At 47.1% G+C, this 15,085-nt stretch carries 19 protein-coding genes; 12 read left to right on the top strand and 7 right to left on the bottom strand.

The window, feature by feature from the left end:
• The first annotated feature begins 244 nt into the window (after window positions 1-244).
• The 4 genes from urtC to ACEW9I_RS07750 all read left to right on the top strand — a co-directional run bounded on the left by urtC (window position 245) and on the right by ACEW9I_RS07750 (window position 3,738).
• Window positions 245-1,348 carry an urea ABC transporter permease subunit UrtC gene (gene urtC, locus ACEW9I_RS07735; RefSeq protein WP_373539776.1) on the top strand — a complete coding sequence of 368 codons (1,104 nt, stop codon included), beginning with the start codon at window positions 245-247 and terminating at the stop codon, window positions 1,346-1,348.
• Between the two features lie 89 nt (window positions 1,349-1,437).
• The gene (gene urtD / locus ACEW9I_RS07740; protein ID WP_373539777.1) at window positions 1,438-2,199 is read left to right on the top strand and encodes an urea ABC transporter ATP-binding protein UrtD; all 762 of its coding nucleotides are present in this window, start codon (window positions 1,438-1,440) and stop codon (window positions 2,197-2,199) included.
• A complete protein-coding gene (gene urtE, locus ACEW9I_RS07745) occupies window positions 2,189-2,887 on the top strand; it encodes an urea ABC transporter ATP-binding subunit UrtE (protein ID WP_373539778.1) in 699 nt (232 codons plus the stop codon). The genes urtD and urtE overlap by 11 nt, the downstream gene beginning before the upstream one ends.
• Before the next feature lie 29 nt (window positions 2,888-2,916).
• Entirely contained in the window at window positions 2,917-3,738 is an 822-nt protein-coding gene (locus ACEW9I_RS07750; protein ID WP_373539779.1) for an MOSC domain-containing protein, read from the top strand.
• Between the two features lie 42 nt (window positions 3,739-3,780).
• Here ACEW9I_RS07750 and ACEW9I_RS07755 read toward each other — a convergent pair whose 3' ends face one another.
• The 4 genes from ACEW9I_RS07755 to ACEW9I_RS07770 all read right to left on the bottom strand — a co-directional run bounded on the left by ACEW9I_RS07755 (window position 3,781) and on the right by ACEW9I_RS07770 (window position 6,235).
• Window positions 3,781-4,125 carry a DUF952 domain-containing protein gene (locus ACEW9I_RS07755; RefSeq protein WP_373539780.1) on the bottom strand — a complete coding sequence of 115 codons (345 nt, stop codon included), beginning with the start codon at window positions 4,123-4,125 and terminating at the stop codon, window positions 3,781-3,783.
• 80 nt (window positions 4,126-4,205) lie between these two features.
• The gene (locus ACEW9I_RS07760; RefSeq protein WP_373539781.1) at window positions 4,206-4,433 is read right to left on the bottom strand and encodes a ferredoxin; all 228 of its coding nucleotides are present in this window, start codon (window positions 4,431-4,433) and stop codon (window positions 4,206-4,208) included.
• Between the two features lie 61 nt (window positions 4,434-4,494).
• Complete coding sequence (locus ACEW9I_RS07765) at window positions 4,495-5,940, bottom strand: response regulator (protein ID WP_373539782.1); 1,446 nt, start codon at window positions 5,938-5,940, stop codon at window positions 4,495-4,497.
• Window positions 5,941-6,070: 130 nt separating this feature from the next.
• On the bottom strand, window positions 6,071-6,235 hold the full coding sequence (locus ACEW9I_RS07770; protein ID WP_373539783.1) for a hypothetical protein: 165 nt from the start codon (window positions 6,233-6,235) through the stop codon (window positions 6,071-6,073).
• On the opposite strand from ACEW9I_RS07770, the gene ACEW9I_RS07775 reads away from it, so the two are divergent.
• The 7 genes from ACEW9I_RS07775 (at window position 6,226) to ACEW9I_RS07805 (ending at window position 11,270) form a co-directional block, all read left to right on the top strand.
• On the top strand, window positions 6,226-6,825 hold the full coding sequence (locus ACEW9I_RS07775) for a phycobilisome protein (protein ID WP_373539784.1): 600 nt from the start codon (window positions 6,226-6,228) through the stop codon (window positions 6,823-6,825). The genes ACEW9I_RS07770 and ACEW9I_RS07775 overlap by 10 nt on opposite strands.
• A complete protein-coding gene (locus ACEW9I_RS07780) occupies window positions 6,818-7,288 on the top strand; it encodes a DUF2656 domain-containing protein (RefSeq protein ID WP_373539785.1) in 471 nt (156 codons plus the stop codon). Before ACEW9I_RS07775 ends, ACEW9I_RS07780 begins: the two co-directional genes overlap by 8 nt.
• 378 nt (window positions 7,289-7,666) lie before the next feature.
• Complete coding sequence (locus ACEW9I_RS07785) at window positions 7,667-8,515, top strand: phycobilisome rod-core linker polypeptide (RefSeq protein ID WP_373539786.1); 849 nt, start codon at window positions 7,667-7,669, stop codon at window positions 8,513-8,515.
• A 194-nt stretch (window positions 8,516-8,709) separates the two neighbouring features.
• Entirely contained in the window at window positions 8,710-9,462 is a 753-nt protein-coding gene (locus ACEW9I_RS07790) for a phycobilisome rod-core linker polypeptide (RefSeq protein WP_373539787.1), read from the top strand.
• A gap of 249 nt (window positions 9,463-9,711) precedes the next feature.
• Entirely contained in the window at window positions 9,712-10,245 is a 534-nt protein-coding gene (locus ACEW9I_RS07795) for a phycobiliprotein lyase (protein WP_373539788.1), read from the top strand.
• 11 nt (window positions 10,246-10,256) lie between these two features.
• Window positions 10,257-10,841, top strand: a complete 585-nt coding sequence (locus tag ACEW9I_RS07800) for a chromophore lyase CpcT/CpeT (protein WP_373539789.1) — start codon at window positions 10,257-10,259, stop codon at window positions 10,839-10,841.
• Window positions 10,842-10,964: 123 nt separating this feature from the next.
• Window positions 10,965-11,270 (top strand): CpeR family transcriptional regulator, encoded by a 306-nt coding sequence (locus tag ACEW9I_RS07805; RefSeq protein WP_373539790.1) that lies wholly within the window; start codon window positions 10,965-10,967, stop codon window positions 11,268-11,270.
• Window positions 11,271-11,303: 33 nt separating this feature from the next.
• Here ACEW9I_RS07805 and lepB read toward each other — a convergent pair whose 3' ends face one another.
• Window positions 11,304-11,966: a signal peptidase I gene (lepB, locus tag ACEW9I_RS07810; RefSeq protein WP_373539791.1), complete on the bottom strand. Its 663-nt coding sequence runs from the start codon at window positions 11,964-11,966 to the stop codon at window positions 11,304-11,306.
• Window positions 11,967-11,984: 18 nt separating this feature from the next.
• Entirely contained in the window at window positions 11,985-12,239 is a 255-nt protein-coding gene (locus ACEW9I_RS07815; RefSeq protein WP_373539792.1) for a hypothetical protein, read from the bottom strand.
• A 47-nt stretch (window positions 12,240-12,286) separates the two neighbouring features.
• Between ACEW9I_RS07815 and ACEW9I_RS07820 the strand changes: the two genes are divergently transcribed.
• Window positions 12,287-13,603 carry a dihydroorotase gene (locus ACEW9I_RS07820; protein WP_373539793.1) on the top strand — a complete coding sequence of 439 codons (1,317 nt, stop codon included), beginning with the start codon at window positions 12,287-12,289 and terminating at the stop codon, window positions 13,601-13,603.
• 137 nt (window positions 13,604-13,740) lie between these two features.
• Here the strand turns inward: ACEW9I_RS07820 and ACEW9I_RS07825 are convergent, their stop codons facing one another.
• On the bottom strand, window positions 13,741-14,877 hold the full coding sequence (locus ACEW9I_RS07825; protein WP_373539794.1) for a GTP-binding protein: 1,137 nt from the start codon (window positions 14,875-14,877) through the stop codon (window positions 13,741-13,743).
• Window positions 14,878-15,085: the final 208 nt, after the last annotated feature.

Raw genomic sequence — 15,085 nt, forward strand, 5'->3', positions numbered from 1 at the left:
TGGCTGCCGTCATCGTCCTAATTCGTTACCGTCCAGAAGGTCTATTTACAGTTCAAAAACGCGGTTAAGTTGTTTGTGGTGGGTGGCAGATTGGCGGTTATGTCTGAAACCTAGATGGTGGGCAGTGCCCACCCTACACCCAACCCCCAACCACCAACCCACAATCCCCTACCCTCTGTCTTGATTCGCTGAACCGTCGGGGAACCCGACGAGCGCGAATCGCTACCCTCTACCCTCTAATCCCATGGCACAAGTAATCGGTCAAATTCAACAGTCGAACTATATTCCGAAAAAATGGCAGATTATAAATTCAGTAATTTTACTGATGTTTATAATTTTCCCGTTTGTAGCTGGTACCTTTCAGACTAACTTGATGGCAAAATTGCTGTTGTTTGGGGTATTGGGTGTTTCACTAGATCTAGTGTGGGGCTTCACTGGGATTCTGAGCTTTGCTCATGGAGTCTTTTTTACGTTGGGGGGATATGCGATGGCATATTATCTCAAGCTAAACCTGTCTGCTACTGCGAATAATTATGGTGGTAGTGTTCCAGATTTCATGGTATGGAATGGCTTAAAAGAGTTGCCTTGGTTCATAGCCCCATTACAATCTTTTCCAGTTGCCGTAATTGCAACCGTAGTGATTCCGGCTGGTTTCGCCTACGCAATTGGATCGTTTATCTTTCGGTCTAAAGTTAGTGGGGTTTATATCACGGTGATCACCCTCGCCATTTCTTCAGCACTAACTACTTTCTTTGTCAGTCAGCAAGCTTATACAGGCGGTACTAATGGGATTACCGATGTTTCAAAGTTGATGCTGTTGGGGATGACGGTGCCACCAATTGGTATCTATTTTATCATTCTGGCTTTTGCAACTTTGACGCTGGCGGGTAGTTGGTGGTTGACCAAATCTAACTTTGGGTTGATTCTGCGATCGATTAAAGAGAATGAGAAACGTATTTCCTACTTAGGCTATGATGTCGCTAGTTTCAAGATCTTTATTTGGACACTTTCGGCGGCAATTGCGGGTATTGCTGGTGGTTTGTTTGTACCGCTCAACAATTTTATTTCACCAGTATATCTGGGGGTGGCTTTTGGAACTCAGGTCGTGATCTGGGCAGCAGTGGGCGGACGTGGTACCCTATTTGGGCCAGTCATCGCCGCAATCTTGCTCGGACAACTCCAAAATTCGGTCGATCGGATTACGCAAGATTGGCAATTGATTGTCGGGATCATCCTGATGATCGTAGTGCTATTTTTACCTGACGGACTGATGAGTCTCTTACCAAAGAAACTCATGGCTACTGCTAGCTCCAACAAGTTAGGTCAAGCTCAAATAATTGAAAGTTGACAGGCGATCGACTCTGGATTTTAGCAAGTGTTACTGATGAACATAATTTCATCAAGTGAAACTAACAGTACATTAAAACTAAAAACACGATGAATTCAGAAGCGGCTGTTTTATCAGTAAAAGATCTCAAGGTGGTTTTTTCTGGTTTCAAAGCATTGAAGGGCGTTGACTTAGATGTCGGCAAAAATGAGATTGTGACGATCATTGGCCCCAATGGAGCTGGTAAAAGTACATTGCTTGATGCGATCGTCGGGAAATCTCCGGTAGCTTCAGGACATGTATATTATCAAGGGCAGGAGATTACCAATAAGAATTCCTATGATATTGCCCGCATGGGCATCGGTCGCAAATTTCAAAATCCCAATGTCTACAATGAGCTATCAGTATTCGACAACATTTTACTGGCACTCAAAGGTACTCATGGCGTGTTTTCGTCCATCAGAGCCAAACTGACAACTGCCAAGAAAGATAAAATTATCAGCGTGCTCGATCGGATCGGCTTACTAGAACAAGGCTACTCTAAAGTTTCTTCCCTATCCCACGGTCAAAAGCAGTGGGTCGAAATCGGGATGGTACTGGCGCAAGATCCAGCGGTGGTGTTGCTAGACGAACCAACTGCGGGGATGACTGCCGATGAAACCTATGCAACTGGTGAGATTATCAAAACGCTTGCCGCTAACCACTCCCTGGTCGTAATCGAGCATGATATGGAATTTGTCAAACAAATTGCTCAACGACTTGTCGTCCTCCATCAAGGCGAAAAGTTGACCGAAGGCTCGGTCAGCGAAGTCCAATCAAATCCCAAAGTAATTGAAGTATATTTAGGACGCGAACAAATCGATGCTGCTTGAAGTAAATGATGTAACTGTTTCTTACGGACAAACACCCGTGCTGTTTGGTGCCAATCTGGCTGTTAACCAAGGTGAGATTGCTTGCATCCTTGGACGCAATGGGGTGGGTAAAACGACCCTCCTCCGCAGTATCATCGGCTTGAACAAGGTGATATCGGGTAATATCATCTTTGATATTCAAAATATTACGCGGATGCCGATCTTTAAACGTGCCCGTACTGGTATTTCTTACATTCCGCAAGGTCGAGAAATCATCCCATATTTATCGGTGTTGGACAATCTCAAACTGGGACTGTCGGCTGGAAAAAAGAAATCCAGCAAAATTCCACATGAAATTTTTGAGTTTTTCCCGATGCTCAAGCAGCACCTCAATCGTCAAGGCGGTTTGCTCAGTGGCGGACAGCAGCAGCAACTCGCCATTGCGCGGGGATTGATGAGCGATCCCAAGATTATGCTGCTCGATGAGCCAACTGAGGGGATTCAGCCGTCGATCGTCCAAGAAATTGAGGAAACTCTCAAGCGGATTAATCGGGAGAAAGGGATTACCTTAGTTGTCGTCGAACATAAAGTGGATTTTGTGCGGCAAATCGCTCACAAGTTCTTCATTATGGAGAAAGGTGTAGTTGTCGTGGATGGCGAAACAGCCGAGCTGACTGACGATTTATTTCATAAGTATCTTGCTGTTTAGGCGGTCGCAATTACCAATCAGGGAACATTATGGCTCGAACTTTAGTTGGCAAAGTTAGCTCACTGTGGCGATATCCAGTTAAATCAATGCTGGGCGAACAATTGGATGCAGTAGCGGTGACACCGACAGGTTTATTAGGCGATCGAGCCTATGCTCTCTGGGATCGCCAAACTCAACGAATTGCTAGTGCCAAAAATCCGCACAAATGGGCGAAATTACTAGAATTTCAAGCGACATTTGTCGAATATCCTCAACCTCAAGCAACGATTCCGCCTGTGAGCTTTGCCCTGCCTGATGGGGATCGTGCAACTAGTGACGATCGCAATATCGATCTGATTTTGTCCCAATTACTGGGACGAGAGGTGGAGTTATTGACAGCAGTACCAGAGACACCCAGTTTAGACCAATATTGGCCAGATCTGGAAGGAGCAGCAAATCGGGATACAGTCACTCAATTATTTATGCCTGCTGGCACTTTTTTTGATTCCTGTCCGATTCATGCCATTACAACTGCAACCCTGGCGCGATTACAGCAGCTTTATCCTGACGGGCACTTTGAGCCAGCGCGGTTTCGTCCCAATATTTTAATCGAGCCAATCGCGGCAGACACCACCTTTGTTGAAAATGACTGGGTAGGCAGCCAGATGACTATCGGTAATGAAGTGCGCCTGAGCATCGATACCGCCTGTCCGCGTTGCGTCGTGACGACGGTAGCCCAGTCCGATCTGCCGACTGACTTGAATATCTTGCGGACGACGGCGCGACACAACAACTCGATCGCTGGAATTCGCGCCTCGGTGTTGCAACCAGGGAGCATCCGGTGTGGCGATCTAATTTGGTTGGAGCAATAGCAGCAATCGGTATGTCATTGCAGCTAGAGTTTATTATCCACGTCAACTAATTAACTCTTTGGGCATGATAAATGAGCCATCAGCGGTAGCTTCGAGATCGATCGATTGCCTAACGGCATCGATATTTAGTTCGCCATAGATATGTGGAAATAAGTTATCTGGATCTGTACCTTCATACCGCAGTTCGGGCTTGAGGCGATCGATTTCGATGACAAGAATTACTAAATTGTGAAGACCCTTAAAAAACCGATTGGCTGAACCGATAACTTGAGTGTCACTAGAGCAGTGTATAAATCCTTCAGTTGCTAATGTATCGCTCCGATAACTACCCAGATTTTTGGCTGTTGTCCACCGATCGGCTGAAGTGATATGTAGAATGGTACTCATGAATATGTTAGTTGCTAGGGCATCAAGACAGATCGTCAGCTCTTCGATCGGCACTACCAGATTTTGATAATGGCGATCGGTTAGAGTGATGTCAAAATTGTTGGTATATCTTGTGGACGAACGTGATAATACCACATTCTTGTGGGTAAAACTAAGACGATCGGACCGTTGCCACAGTTACCCAAGCAACCACAACCTTCAATAGTAATTTCAGGTGATTTGAGTGTTCTCAGAGCAGTTAATACTTGCGCTGCACCTTGTTTTTTACAGGTACGATTTTGACAAATCAGGACGCAGGGTGGTTCCATAAATATAGCGATCGCTACAATTGGGATATGTCTTCACTAGCTTAACAGTTGCGATCGACTTTTAGACTTTCAACCATTGCTGAATACTTTGATTGAGTTGTTTGAGCTTGACTGGTTTGGTGAGATAGTCATTGGCTCCAGCACTCAAGCACTTATCCCGATCCCCTTCCATCGCTAGAGCGGTGAGTGCGATGATGGGAATCTCTGCGAGTTGCGGATCTTGGCGGATACAAACGATCGCTGCTAGTCCATCCATTCCTGGCATTTGAATATCCATCAAGATCAGATCGGGCTGATGTTTTTGGGCGAGGTCGATCGCGGATTGTCCATCTTGAGCGACAATGGGACGATAGCCTTTGGCAGCGAGATAACTAGAAATGGTGTTGATATTCAGTTCGTTGTCTTCGACGATCAGAATCAGTGGTGGTTTGGGCATCGCGGCACTAAGCGTGCCCGATACCGTCCCAATATAGTCAGTGTAGCCATTATCGGTCTGGATCTCAGAAATCAAACAGGTAGAGGGTAAAGATACCTTGACATAACTACCTTGTCCGATGATACTTTGGCAACTGAGCACTCCGCCATGTAATTCGACGATCGGATTGACGAGCATCAAGCCCAAGCCGACGTGGGAACTGTCGATGGGCGACAAGGATTGACGATCGTCTTCAGGCAGGGGAATTGCTTTACTAGTATCGCTGACAGCAAACTGGATCGCAGAGTGGGGATCGATCGGATCGCCGTGGCGATCTCTGGTGACTGTCAACTTGACATGACCACCAATCGGTGTAGAATCGATCGCGTGATTGAGGAGATTAATCAAGACTTGGCGCATCCGCTGAAGATCGACAAAAATTTGACCAGCATTGGGGGCAATCTGGAGATCTAGTTGGATTTGTTTTTGAATGGCGTGGTGGTTGACAAAGGTGGCACTAAATTGACAAAGTTCGAGCACCGAAACATTGGTAATCTCCAGCTCTAGTTTACCGACTTGAATTTTGGACAGATCGGTCATGTTGTTGATGAGTGCGAGTAGATACCCGCCACTGCGATCGATCGTCGAAACTGCATTGAGCTGCTGCTCGTTCATCGCACCGAAGACTTCTTCGAGTAGTGCTTCTGACATGCCCAGGATGCCGTTGAGGGGGTTGCGAAATTCATGGCTGAGGGTAGCGATGAATTCATCGGTAAAGTAGTTGGTATCCCGCCCAACACTGGATTGGAGTAATTGGGGATAGAGTTGTTCGAGATCGGCGATTTTGGCGATGGCTCCGGCTTTGACAAAACAATCGTAAGCCTCTTGACGATAGACGGCGGCAATTTTTTCCTTACCCCATTCTGCATAAAATTGAGCGGCGCACTCATTGGCGATCGCTTCGGCGGCGATCGATCGACCAGCTTGTGCCTCAGCAATAGCACGATCGAGTCTGTCGATCTCTACTACATATTGCTCCAAAGTCTTTGCTTGTGCTGCTTCTACGAACTCATACTCTTCTTGAAAACTCATGGGTAACAACGCAAAGTGCAGCGCAAACTAGTTAAACTGGTACTTCCATCTAACTACTTGTTTAGTATACCCAAATTAAGTACTCATGTAGTGTGAGTTCGATCGTCACAGCCGACTTGTTAGTGGCAAATTAGACATTTAGGGTAACGAGTAGATGGTGGATGGTGGATGGTGGATGGTGAATGGCTTGCACCGAGTGAAGACGTTGGCGTACTTTGACGCGTAAGTCGTAGAGCCTTCCAGATATAATGAACGTGACAACTCCCGCTGGATATGGGACACAACTTGTATTCACAAATTCAGATGCTGACCGATCGAATTAAAGACTTAATTGCTAGAGCCAGAATTGTCAGCTTTGCTAGTTGGGAGTCCACCCATCCTGCCGCTAGCATCGCCATCTTCCAAGCCGCAGAGGATGCCAGAGTGTATCTTACCGATGCGGACTATGCCCAGATCGCCGCGCTCTCGCCCCAGACTTCGCACCTGATCCCGATTTCCAGCTTGTTGCGCGATCGAGTCGTCGAAATCATCGATGAAGCCAGAGCCGAAGTCTACGCTCGATTTCCGCAGATCTCCGAGCCAGGTGGCGGACTCTATCCGCCCGAACGCGCCGAGGCTTGCTGGCGGGACTTCTGGCATTATTTACGCCCGATTACTTATGGTTTGGCTGGCGAAAATTCCGACTATCTCAGTGCTGAAGGGTTGGAAAATATGCAGGCTCTCTATCGCGAATTGCAAGTGCCGCTCGATGCGATGACAGTCGGACTCTCAGGACTCAAGACAGCGAGTTTAAACCGGATCGACCCCAGCCAACACGCGATCGTCACGCCCTATTTCGATCGGCTGATTACCCAACTACAATCTTTCTCAGCCAGCCATGAATAGTCCTCAAACCTTACGCATGTTGCTCTCTCACAACTTCGATATTGCTGATGCCAATGTGCCCGTACTGAGTCGGGAAGCCTTCACTCAGCTATTTGCCGATGGCTTTACTCCTCACCCAGCAGTGCAGTGTCGTCAGGTAGACAATCCCCACTGGATTCTAGAAGTCGTCGTCCCTGCTGATTTGCTCACCCCTGTCCAGCTCGGCGCAAAATGCGCCCAGATCCTGGCTCAGAGTCGGACGCGATCGATCGGGAAGTTAGACTTCGATATCCTCGTCCTCGGTGGGATCAAGACTACCCCCGCTACTAACAACTCTCCCGACGCCCTCCAACCCAACCAATGGGGCGTAGATGTCGTCGAAACCAAGTCAGGAGCACAATTCTTGCGATCGATAAACTGGGATGGCACGATTGCGGGTAAATCTCCAGATACCATCTTCAAGGTTGAAGTATTAAGTGAATAGTGGATGGTGGATGGTGGATGGTAAATCAACTTCGATCTTTGAGTTCTCCATTAACTCTACCCTCTACCCTCTAACCTCTACCCTTTACCCTCTACTCCAAAGTGATACCACTCTGGCTCACTAAACTTTACCGATCGAGCTTAATGATTCTTAGTATTCATAGTTACAGCTATATATGAAGATTAGTATAGAGAAGATTATAAAAGCTTAGCGGAGATCGGAGCGAGTAACCGAGCTTGCCAGCCTACCGCCAGAGCCGGAACGCTCTCATAATTCACGGTTGAATGGTTATTACTTGTAAAGGTAGTGCCAAACGCGATCGCAATTTTGAGACAATCGTGCTCAGATTTATTATTGTTCAGTAGGGAGACTTAGTAAATGTATTTTGGACCAGCTTCACAATTGGGTGTTAGCCTGTTTGACGAAACTCCACCGATCGAGTGGATACCCGGACGCTCTAATGCTGAGATCGAAGAAATCATCAGTGCTGTCTATCGCCAAGTCTTGGGCAATGCCTACGTCATGGAAAGCGAACGGGCAGTAATTCCCGAATCCCAGTTCCGCAGCGGCGAATACAGTGTACGGGAATTTGTCCGCGCGATCGCCAAATCAGATGCATACATGTCCCGCTTTAGCGACTGTCCCCGCTATCGCTTTGTCGAGCTAAACTTTCGCCATCTCTTGGGTCGTGCGCCCAATAGTTATGATGAAATGAAAGCTCACAGTGCCATCTTAGATGCTAGCGACTTTGATGCTGAGATCGACTCATACATCGACAGCGACGAGTATCAAAATGTCTTCGGGGACAACATTGTTCCGTATATTCGCGGCTACAAGACTGAAGCTATCACTCACATGGTTGGCTTTACTCATACGTTCCAATTGGTACGTGGAGCGTCTACTAGCTCCCTCAAGGCTGACTTGGCAGGCAAAACACCAAAACTTAACTCCTTGGTGATCAATGCCACTGCTACGGCAGTTACAGCTCCAGGCAACACCTTCCGTAATCCGCCAATTAATCCGCGCACGCGTCTGGGTGCGGGTGCTGACGACCAAGGCAAGGTTTACCGGATCGAAGTTACTGGTTATCGGGCGAATAAACTCAATAACATTTCCAAGTTCCGTCGCAGCAACCAAGTCTATATGGTGCCCTACGAGCAGCTTTCGGAAACCTACCAACGGATTCACAAGCAAGGTGGATCGATCGTCAGTATGACTGCGGTTTAGGCTTTATGACAGTTGTCGAGCGGAGATGTAAATCTCTGCTCGACATAACAATTGTTCCTGCTACAACCAATGAGCATAAGTATCGAACCCTAACTTACAATTAGACGCGATCGCTAGTAAGGTTTCCGTGGTGAAAGTCGCAGATGTTTATGTACATATCTCCAAAATAACAACAATTTAGAATCAGCAAAAATATGGCAACCATGACCAAAATGGAATTGTGGCCCAATCGCTCTGTCGATGACGTCCAAGCAGTAATCCGTGCAGTTTACAAACATGTCTTGGGCAATCCGCATGTGATGGAAAGCGAACGCTTATCCTCCGCCGAATCGCAGTTGGCAGATGGTAGCCTCTCCGTGCGAGAATTCGTGCGGGCGGTTGGTAAATCTGAGTTCTATCAAACTCGCTACTTCCAACAGTGCGCGCCTTATCGATTTGTCGAGCTGAACTTCATGCACTTTTTGGGTCGTCCGCCCGAATCCAAAGCAGAAGTCTCCGCTCACATCGTGCGGTGTGTAGCGGAAGGTTATGAAAGTGAGATCGACTCTTATATCGATAGCGATGAGTATCAAGCCGCCTTTGGGGAAAACATCGTCCCTTACAATCGCAGTCTCAGTGAAGATGGTAAAAGCCAAGTAACTTACAATCGGCTGATTGCGATCGATCGCGGTCCCGCTCAAGTCAGTAGCTCGGTCACATCTTCCCAGCTAGTATACTCAGTTGCCACCAACAGCACCAGCAAGGCAACCGCATCCAAAGTTAGTTTGGGTGGTTCCGCTGATGCTAGTCAAAAAATGTTCAAAATTGTCGTCACTGGTGCCAAATTTACTGGTCCCCGTCGCGTCAGTACCACTGAATATATCGTGCGTGGCGATCGGATGACACCTCAGATCCAACGTATCAACCGCACCAGTGGCAAAATCGTCAGCATCACTGAGATGACCTAGTAGCAGATCTCACCCCAACCTGTTTGAGTTGCTGCGGAGATCTTTGCCCCACCCCATCCCTCCCCTCCTCACCAGGAGAGGGAGCAAAGCCCCACTTACATGGGGGTAGAGGGGGTAAAGTAACCTCCACCGAAGCTAGTTTCTACGGGTATTTGTACGGTAGCGCAGGAGTTGGGATTGCCCAAGATCGGCGCAGTTTGTGTTGAATTATCAGTAGACGGTAGGGTATTGCAACCAATTTTAATTTACATGGACATTACTCAATTTGTGGCAGGTTCGATCGGGCAATGGAAGTCGCAGCGTAGTGCTCATCACATGATTTTCGGGCACTTTGAAGCAGTCCGATCGGAAATCGAGATTGTCGCCCTGACTCTTGACGATCCCGCAGCGATCGCACTTTGTCAAGCCTACGATCTCGATCCCAGTCAAGCTGTCATGCCATTTAGGATGAGTTGGGAAGGAGAATCAGACTGGGATGAAAGCGAGGTGCTCAAAGGGAGTACTGTCTTGGTACCGATTCCCGATCCCAATCTGCCCAATCGGGGGCGATTATTGCGCGATCGCGGCTATGCTGAAACTATCCCCGCAGCAGCTCACTATCACATCACTGAAGACGGCGTTTTTGTCTTAATTACAGAATACGATCGCGCGGCGGCGGAAGAGCGAATTTGGTTTGTCAATCCCAATTTGAGATTTCGGGTATCAACAATTAAAACTAGTGATGGTAGTGGCGTCGTCACTGCTTCATTTTCATCAGAATTACGTGCGATGACTACAACCTAATTCATAACTTTATGAGTGATTCGATCCTTTTGGCGCAGTGGATGGCGGGTGATTTTAGCAATCATCACCAAGCAGCCGCAGAACCTCAACATTACGCTCATATTCGGATCTTTTTTCGACCTTTACCATTTGAATTTTTTAACGCGATTGGGTTTTATTCCGAGCAGGTATATGATTACGATCTGTGGAGTCCTTATCGTCAGGGCGTCCACAAATTAGTAGATCGCGGTGAGGATACTTATATCGAGAATTATAGTCTCAACGATGCGATGCTCTACGCTGGAGCAGCCCGAGAGCCAGAGATTTTACAAACAATTACCTTAGATTGTCTGGAACGTCGCCAACATTGTTCGATGATTTTTCAGCGCGAGGGCGATCTGTTTCGTGGACGGGTGGAGCCAGGTAGTAAGTGCCTGATCGATCGCAATGGCGTGATGACTTATCTGATTAGTGATGTAGAAATCGGTGAAAATACCTGGGTAAGTCTCGATAAAGGGATGGATATCAATACACACGAAAAAGTCTGGGGTTCGGCTTTTGGGATGCTAAGATTTGAAAAAGTAACCAGTTTTGCAGACGAAATCAAATCTACATAGTTATAATCAACACTAGTATCGCGATCGCGACTGAGCGAAGAATTAGCGATCGAATTATTTCAATCTTGATACCCTATTACCCATGCTGATGTGCTGCTGAGACACTATTACTAAACTCACGATATGCTACCACCAGAAGCCGAGAAAAAAATGCAATGCTGGGTGCGGAGCAGACACTTAATTTCTGCTGGCAACTTATTTATCTTTGAGACAGTGGACTATAGCACGATCGAACGATTTACCGACTGTATTGAAGCATTAGGTGGGACATTAATCTCGGTAGAATCGATCGGTAAAATCTGGATTGGCGATCGCTGTCAAGTGATCTTGTATCAAGCCACCGCCAGTCTACATACTCCTCATCATCAAGTCAAACAATATTGGATTAAATATGGGAGCTTCCGCACTAGATTTGACCAGCGGATCTAATCGCGAGCGATCCGCAATTTACTTACAATCGGGTTAAGGATTGATGCCGCCTGCGCGATCGATCGGCCAAAATCTCACAGTAGCTTTGCCAACAATTTTATCTTTAGGTACAAAACCCCAGTAGTGACTATCATAACTATTATTGCGATTGTCACCCAATACTAAATAATTATCTTTAGGGACAATGCCATCGGGAGTCAGGGAGGTACTACTCCAATTGTAAGCCGGAGCTTCATCGAGATACTTCTCCGTCAAGATTTTGCCATTAATATAAACCTTACCGTTTTTGACATCGACCCGATCGCCAGGTACGCCGATTACCCGCTTGATAAAGGCATCCTTGAACTTTTCTTTTTCCAGTTGGGCGGTAGGATTGAATACAATAATATCGCCACGAACGGGATCGGAGAACCGATAACTAATTTTGTCAATAATTAATCGATCGTCAATTTGCAATGTTGGTAGCATCGAACCAGACGGAATATACCGCGCCTCTGCCACAAAGCTCCGAATCCCCAATGCCAACACAGCACTCAATCCAATTGTTTTGAGGGTTTCGAGCCAAGGATTTTCGGCTTTGGGTGCTGGCAAAGAGTTGGTACCATCAGCCGCCGACTTATGTCCGTGTTCGGCAGTAGCTTCAGACTCTGGACTAACTTTAGATTCAGAATCTGGTTGAGGCTGTTCGTAATCCATAAAGCGATTGCAGGAGATCTAGATGGGTGAATAGATGGTAAATTGAGAGCGATTTCGATCCGGTGGTGGCGACGATCTCTGGCGATCGGGTTTGGCTGACCCGATCGCCCCCCGAAAAACCGCATCATACTGTAAAATTTTATCAGTATGGTTGGTTGACAACATAGTACTCAAACGCCGATCGCTGTCTCTAGCCGATCGACGATTAGCTGCAAATTCTGCGAGATTGTCATTACGCGCTCCAACAGCTTTAAAAATTGACGCCTCAAACAATTGTTTTGCCCATAGACCATTATGCCCTTTATTCTTAAAGATCGAGTATGAACGTAAATTCTTTGCTAATCCGTCATGCTCAGATCCTCTTGGCTGATGGTAGTTGGTTAACTGGCGACGTTTTGGTTCAGGGCGAACGCATTGTCGAAATTGCAGCGGAAATTACCACCACCGATCCAGTTAGAGAGATCGACGCAACTGGTTTGGTTTTGTTGCCAGGAGTCATCGATCCGCAAGTCCACTTTCGGGAGCCAGGACTGGAGCACAAAGAAGATCTCACCACTGCCAGTCATGCTTGTGCCAAAGGTGGGGTGACATCCTTTTTGGAGATGCCCAATACCAAACCATTGACGATAACTCAAGCCGCACTCGATGATAAACTCGATCGCGCCGCCCACAAAAGCATCGTCAATTACGGCTTCTTTATCGGTGCAACTCCCGCCAACCTTCCAGATATCCGCACAGCCAGCCCTACCTGCGGCATCAAGGTGTTCATGGGTTCGGCACATGGCGATCTCCTCGTCGATACTGCTGCCGCCTTAGAACCGATTTTTGCTCAGGGCGATCGCTTGATTGCCGTCCACGCTGAAGATCAGGCGCGCATCAACCAGCGCAAGCAAGAATTTGCAGGTATTACCGATCCTGCCATCCACTCTCAGATCCAAGACGATATCGCCGCGCTCAATGCTACCAAACTGGCGATCGCACTATCTGAAAAATACCACCGCCGCCTCCATATCCTCCACCTCTCCACCGCCATCGAAGTCGAATTCCTCCGTCAACACAAATCCGCTTGGATCACCGCCGAAGTCACCCCCCAACATCTGCTGCTCAACACTGATGCCTACGCCACCATCGGTACCCTCGCCCAAATGAATCCACCCCTACGGAGTCACCACGATAACGATGTCCTGTGGGCAGGATTACTAGACGGGACGATCGATTTTATCGCGACAGATCACGCACCCCATACCCTAGCAGAAAAAGCCAAAGGTTACCCCAATACCCCATCGGGAATGCCTGGAGTCGAGACAGCTCTCCCCGTCATGCTCACCCAAGCAGTCGCTGGGAAATGCACGATCGCTCAAGTATCTAACTGGATGTCTGCGGCTGTCGCCAAGGCTTATCATATCCCCAATAAAGGCGCGATCGCGATCGGGTATGATGCCGATTTAGTATTGGTAGATGTCGAAAATTACCACTCGCTCGATCGGCAAGAGATCGTCAGCAAATGCGGTTGGAGTCCCTTTGAAGGTTGGAATCTCACAGGCTATCCGGTTTACACGATCGTCAATGGCAATGTCGTCTACGAGCAGGGCAAGATTCGTTCTGAAATTAAAGGTAAAGCTCTCCGTTTTGGCTAAAATTCCTGTCTAAATGAAGTTGCCGCCAAACGATCTCCCAAAACGGAGGGTGTGTTAGGCTCAAGCCGTAACGCACCAGCTCAGACACAATCGATCAATCATTTCGCGGCAACTCTAATTAGTTCGATATCGGTTAATTATCTCCCAAACCCTTTACCAGCAGTTGCCTTATTAGTAGTCAAACAATTTTCCAACTGCTTGAGGATTTTATCCTTGTCGAGATCTTGACCGATGATTACAAACTTAGTTTGCGGTTGACCTTTCCACTGGTCGTCATCGATCGAGAACCGTTTGCCACATAGATGAAAAACATGACATTTGTCACTTTCATCAAACCATAAAAACCCCTTAGCCCGAAAGATATTGACAGTCAATTGGTTGTCTAAAAAGTGCTGAAACTTCCGTAACAAGAATGGTCGATCGCTTACAAAAGATAACGAAGTAAAGCCGTCATTTTCTAAGTGATGTGAATGGTCATGTGCATGGTCGTGTGCATGGTCGTGTTCGCACTTATTATGGTCGTGGTCGCAATTGCTATGGTCTTCCAGCTCCGCGTGTCCGTGGTCGTGTGCATGGTCATGATGCTCGTGCTCATCATGTTTAGCTGGTGCATCCAGATATTTGTCAGACTCAAACAAACCCACACTGAGAATCATCGGTAACGATACCTGTGACTTACTAGTACGAATAATTCTCGCACCCTCTTTCATATCCCGCAGGCGAACTTCTAACAGATCTACATCTGCTTCATCGACGAGATCGGTCTTATTTAACAGAATAATATCGCCATAAGTAATCTGACTTTGAGCAGCTTCACTATTAAATAGATCGAGGCTAAAATTTGCCGCATCAACTAACGTAATAATCGAATCAAGTCGAGTCACATCGCGCAACTCCGTACCCAAAAAAGTCAACGCCACAGGTAAAGGATCGGCTAAACCTGTAGTTTCTACAACTAAATAATCGATCTGTTCCGATCGCGCCAATACTTTATGTACCGCATTGACCAAATCCTCATTGATCGTACAACAAATACACCCATTATTTAATTCCACCATATCCTCACCAGTCGCAACGATCAGATCGTTATCGATGCCGATTTCGCCAAACTCATTGACGAGTACCGCAGTTTTGATCCCTTGCTGGTTTTGGAGGATATGATTGAGCAGCGTAGTCTTCCCACTACCGAGAAATCCGGTAATAATCGTTACAGGCACTAACTTCTGGTCTACATCAATGATTTCGAGGGTGGGAGCGATCGTAGTTGATGTCATAAAAATACACGGTGAGATGATACAGCAATTCGCAGTCAATCGATGGCAAACTTAGAGTAGCGCGATCGAGCTATGACCTGTGGATTGGAAGATCGACACAGGATCTTTCGATCGCCAGCCACTAGCTATTTTAACCTGTATTTGAGAGAGTCTAGTTTCCCGACCTAGATCGGTCTGTTTGAGTTGCTGCGGAGATCTTTACCCCACC

Origin of the sequence: Chamaesiphon sp. (assembly GCF_041738855.1) — a bacterium.
Lineage (GTDB): Bacteria > Cyanobacteriota > Cyanobacteriia > Cyanobacteriales > Chamaesiphonaceae > Chamaesiphon.

Coding starts and splice junctions, on each gene's coding strand:
- urtC (WP_373539776.1), top strand. CDS start 245: ATGGCACAAGTAATCGGTCAAATTCAACAGTCGAACTATATTCCGAAA.
- urtD (WP_373539777.1), top strand. CDS start 1,438: ATGAATTCAGAAGCGGCTGTTTTATCAGTAAAAGATCTCAAGGTGGTT.
- urtE (WP_373539778.1), top strand. CDS start 2,189: ATGCTGCTTGAAGTAAATGATGTAACTGTTTCTTACGGACAAACACCC.
- ACEW9I_RS07750 (WP_373539779.1), top strand. CDS start 2,917: ATGGCTCGAACTTTAGTTGGCAAAGTTAGCTCACTGTGGCGATATCCA.
- ACEW9I_RS07755 (WP_373539780.1), bottom strand. CDS start 4,125: ATGAGTACCATTCTACATATCACTTCAGCCGATCGGTGGACAACAGCC.
- ACEW9I_RS07760 (WP_373539781.1), bottom strand. CDS start 4,433: ATGGAACCACCCTGCGTCCTGATTTGTCAAAATCGTACCTGTAAAAAA.
- ACEW9I_RS07765 (WP_373539782.1), bottom strand. CDS start 5,940: ATGAGTTTTCAAGAAGAGTATGAGTTCGTAGAAGCAGCACAAGCAAAG.
- ACEW9I_RS07780 (WP_373539785.1), top strand. CDS start 6,818: ATGAATAGTCCTCAAACCTTACGCATGTTGCTCTCTCACAACTTCGAT.
- ACEW9I_RS07785 (WP_373539786.1), top strand. CDS start 7,667: ATGTATTTTGGACCAGCTTCACAATTGGGTGTTAGCCTGTTTGACGAA.
- ACEW9I_RS07790 (WP_373539787.1), top strand. CDS start 8,710: ATGGCAACCATGACCAAAATGGAATTGTGGCCCAATCGCTCTGTCGAT.
- ACEW9I_RS07795 (WP_373539788.1), top strand. CDS start 9,712: ATGGACATTACTCAATTTGTGGCAGGTTCGATCGGGCAATGGAAGTCG.
- ACEW9I_RS07800 (WP_373539789.1), top strand. CDS start 10,257: ATGAGTGATTCGATCCTTTTGGCGCAGTGGATGGCGGGTGATTTTAGC.
- ACEW9I_RS07805 (WP_373539790.1), top strand. CDS start 10,965: ATGCTACCACCAGAAGCCGAGAAAAAAATGCAATGCTGGGTGCGGAGC.
- lepB (WP_373539791.1), bottom strand. CDS start 11,966: ATGGATTACGAACAGCCTCAACCAGATTCTGAATCTAAAGTTAGTCCA.
- ACEW9I_RS07820 (WP_373539793.1), top strand. CDS start 12,287: ATGAACGTAAATTCTTTGCTAATCCGTCATGCTCAGATCCTCTTGGCT.
- ACEW9I_RS07825 (WP_373539794.1), bottom strand. CDS start 14,877: ATGACATCAACTACGATCGCTCCCACCCTCGAAATCATTGATGTAGAC.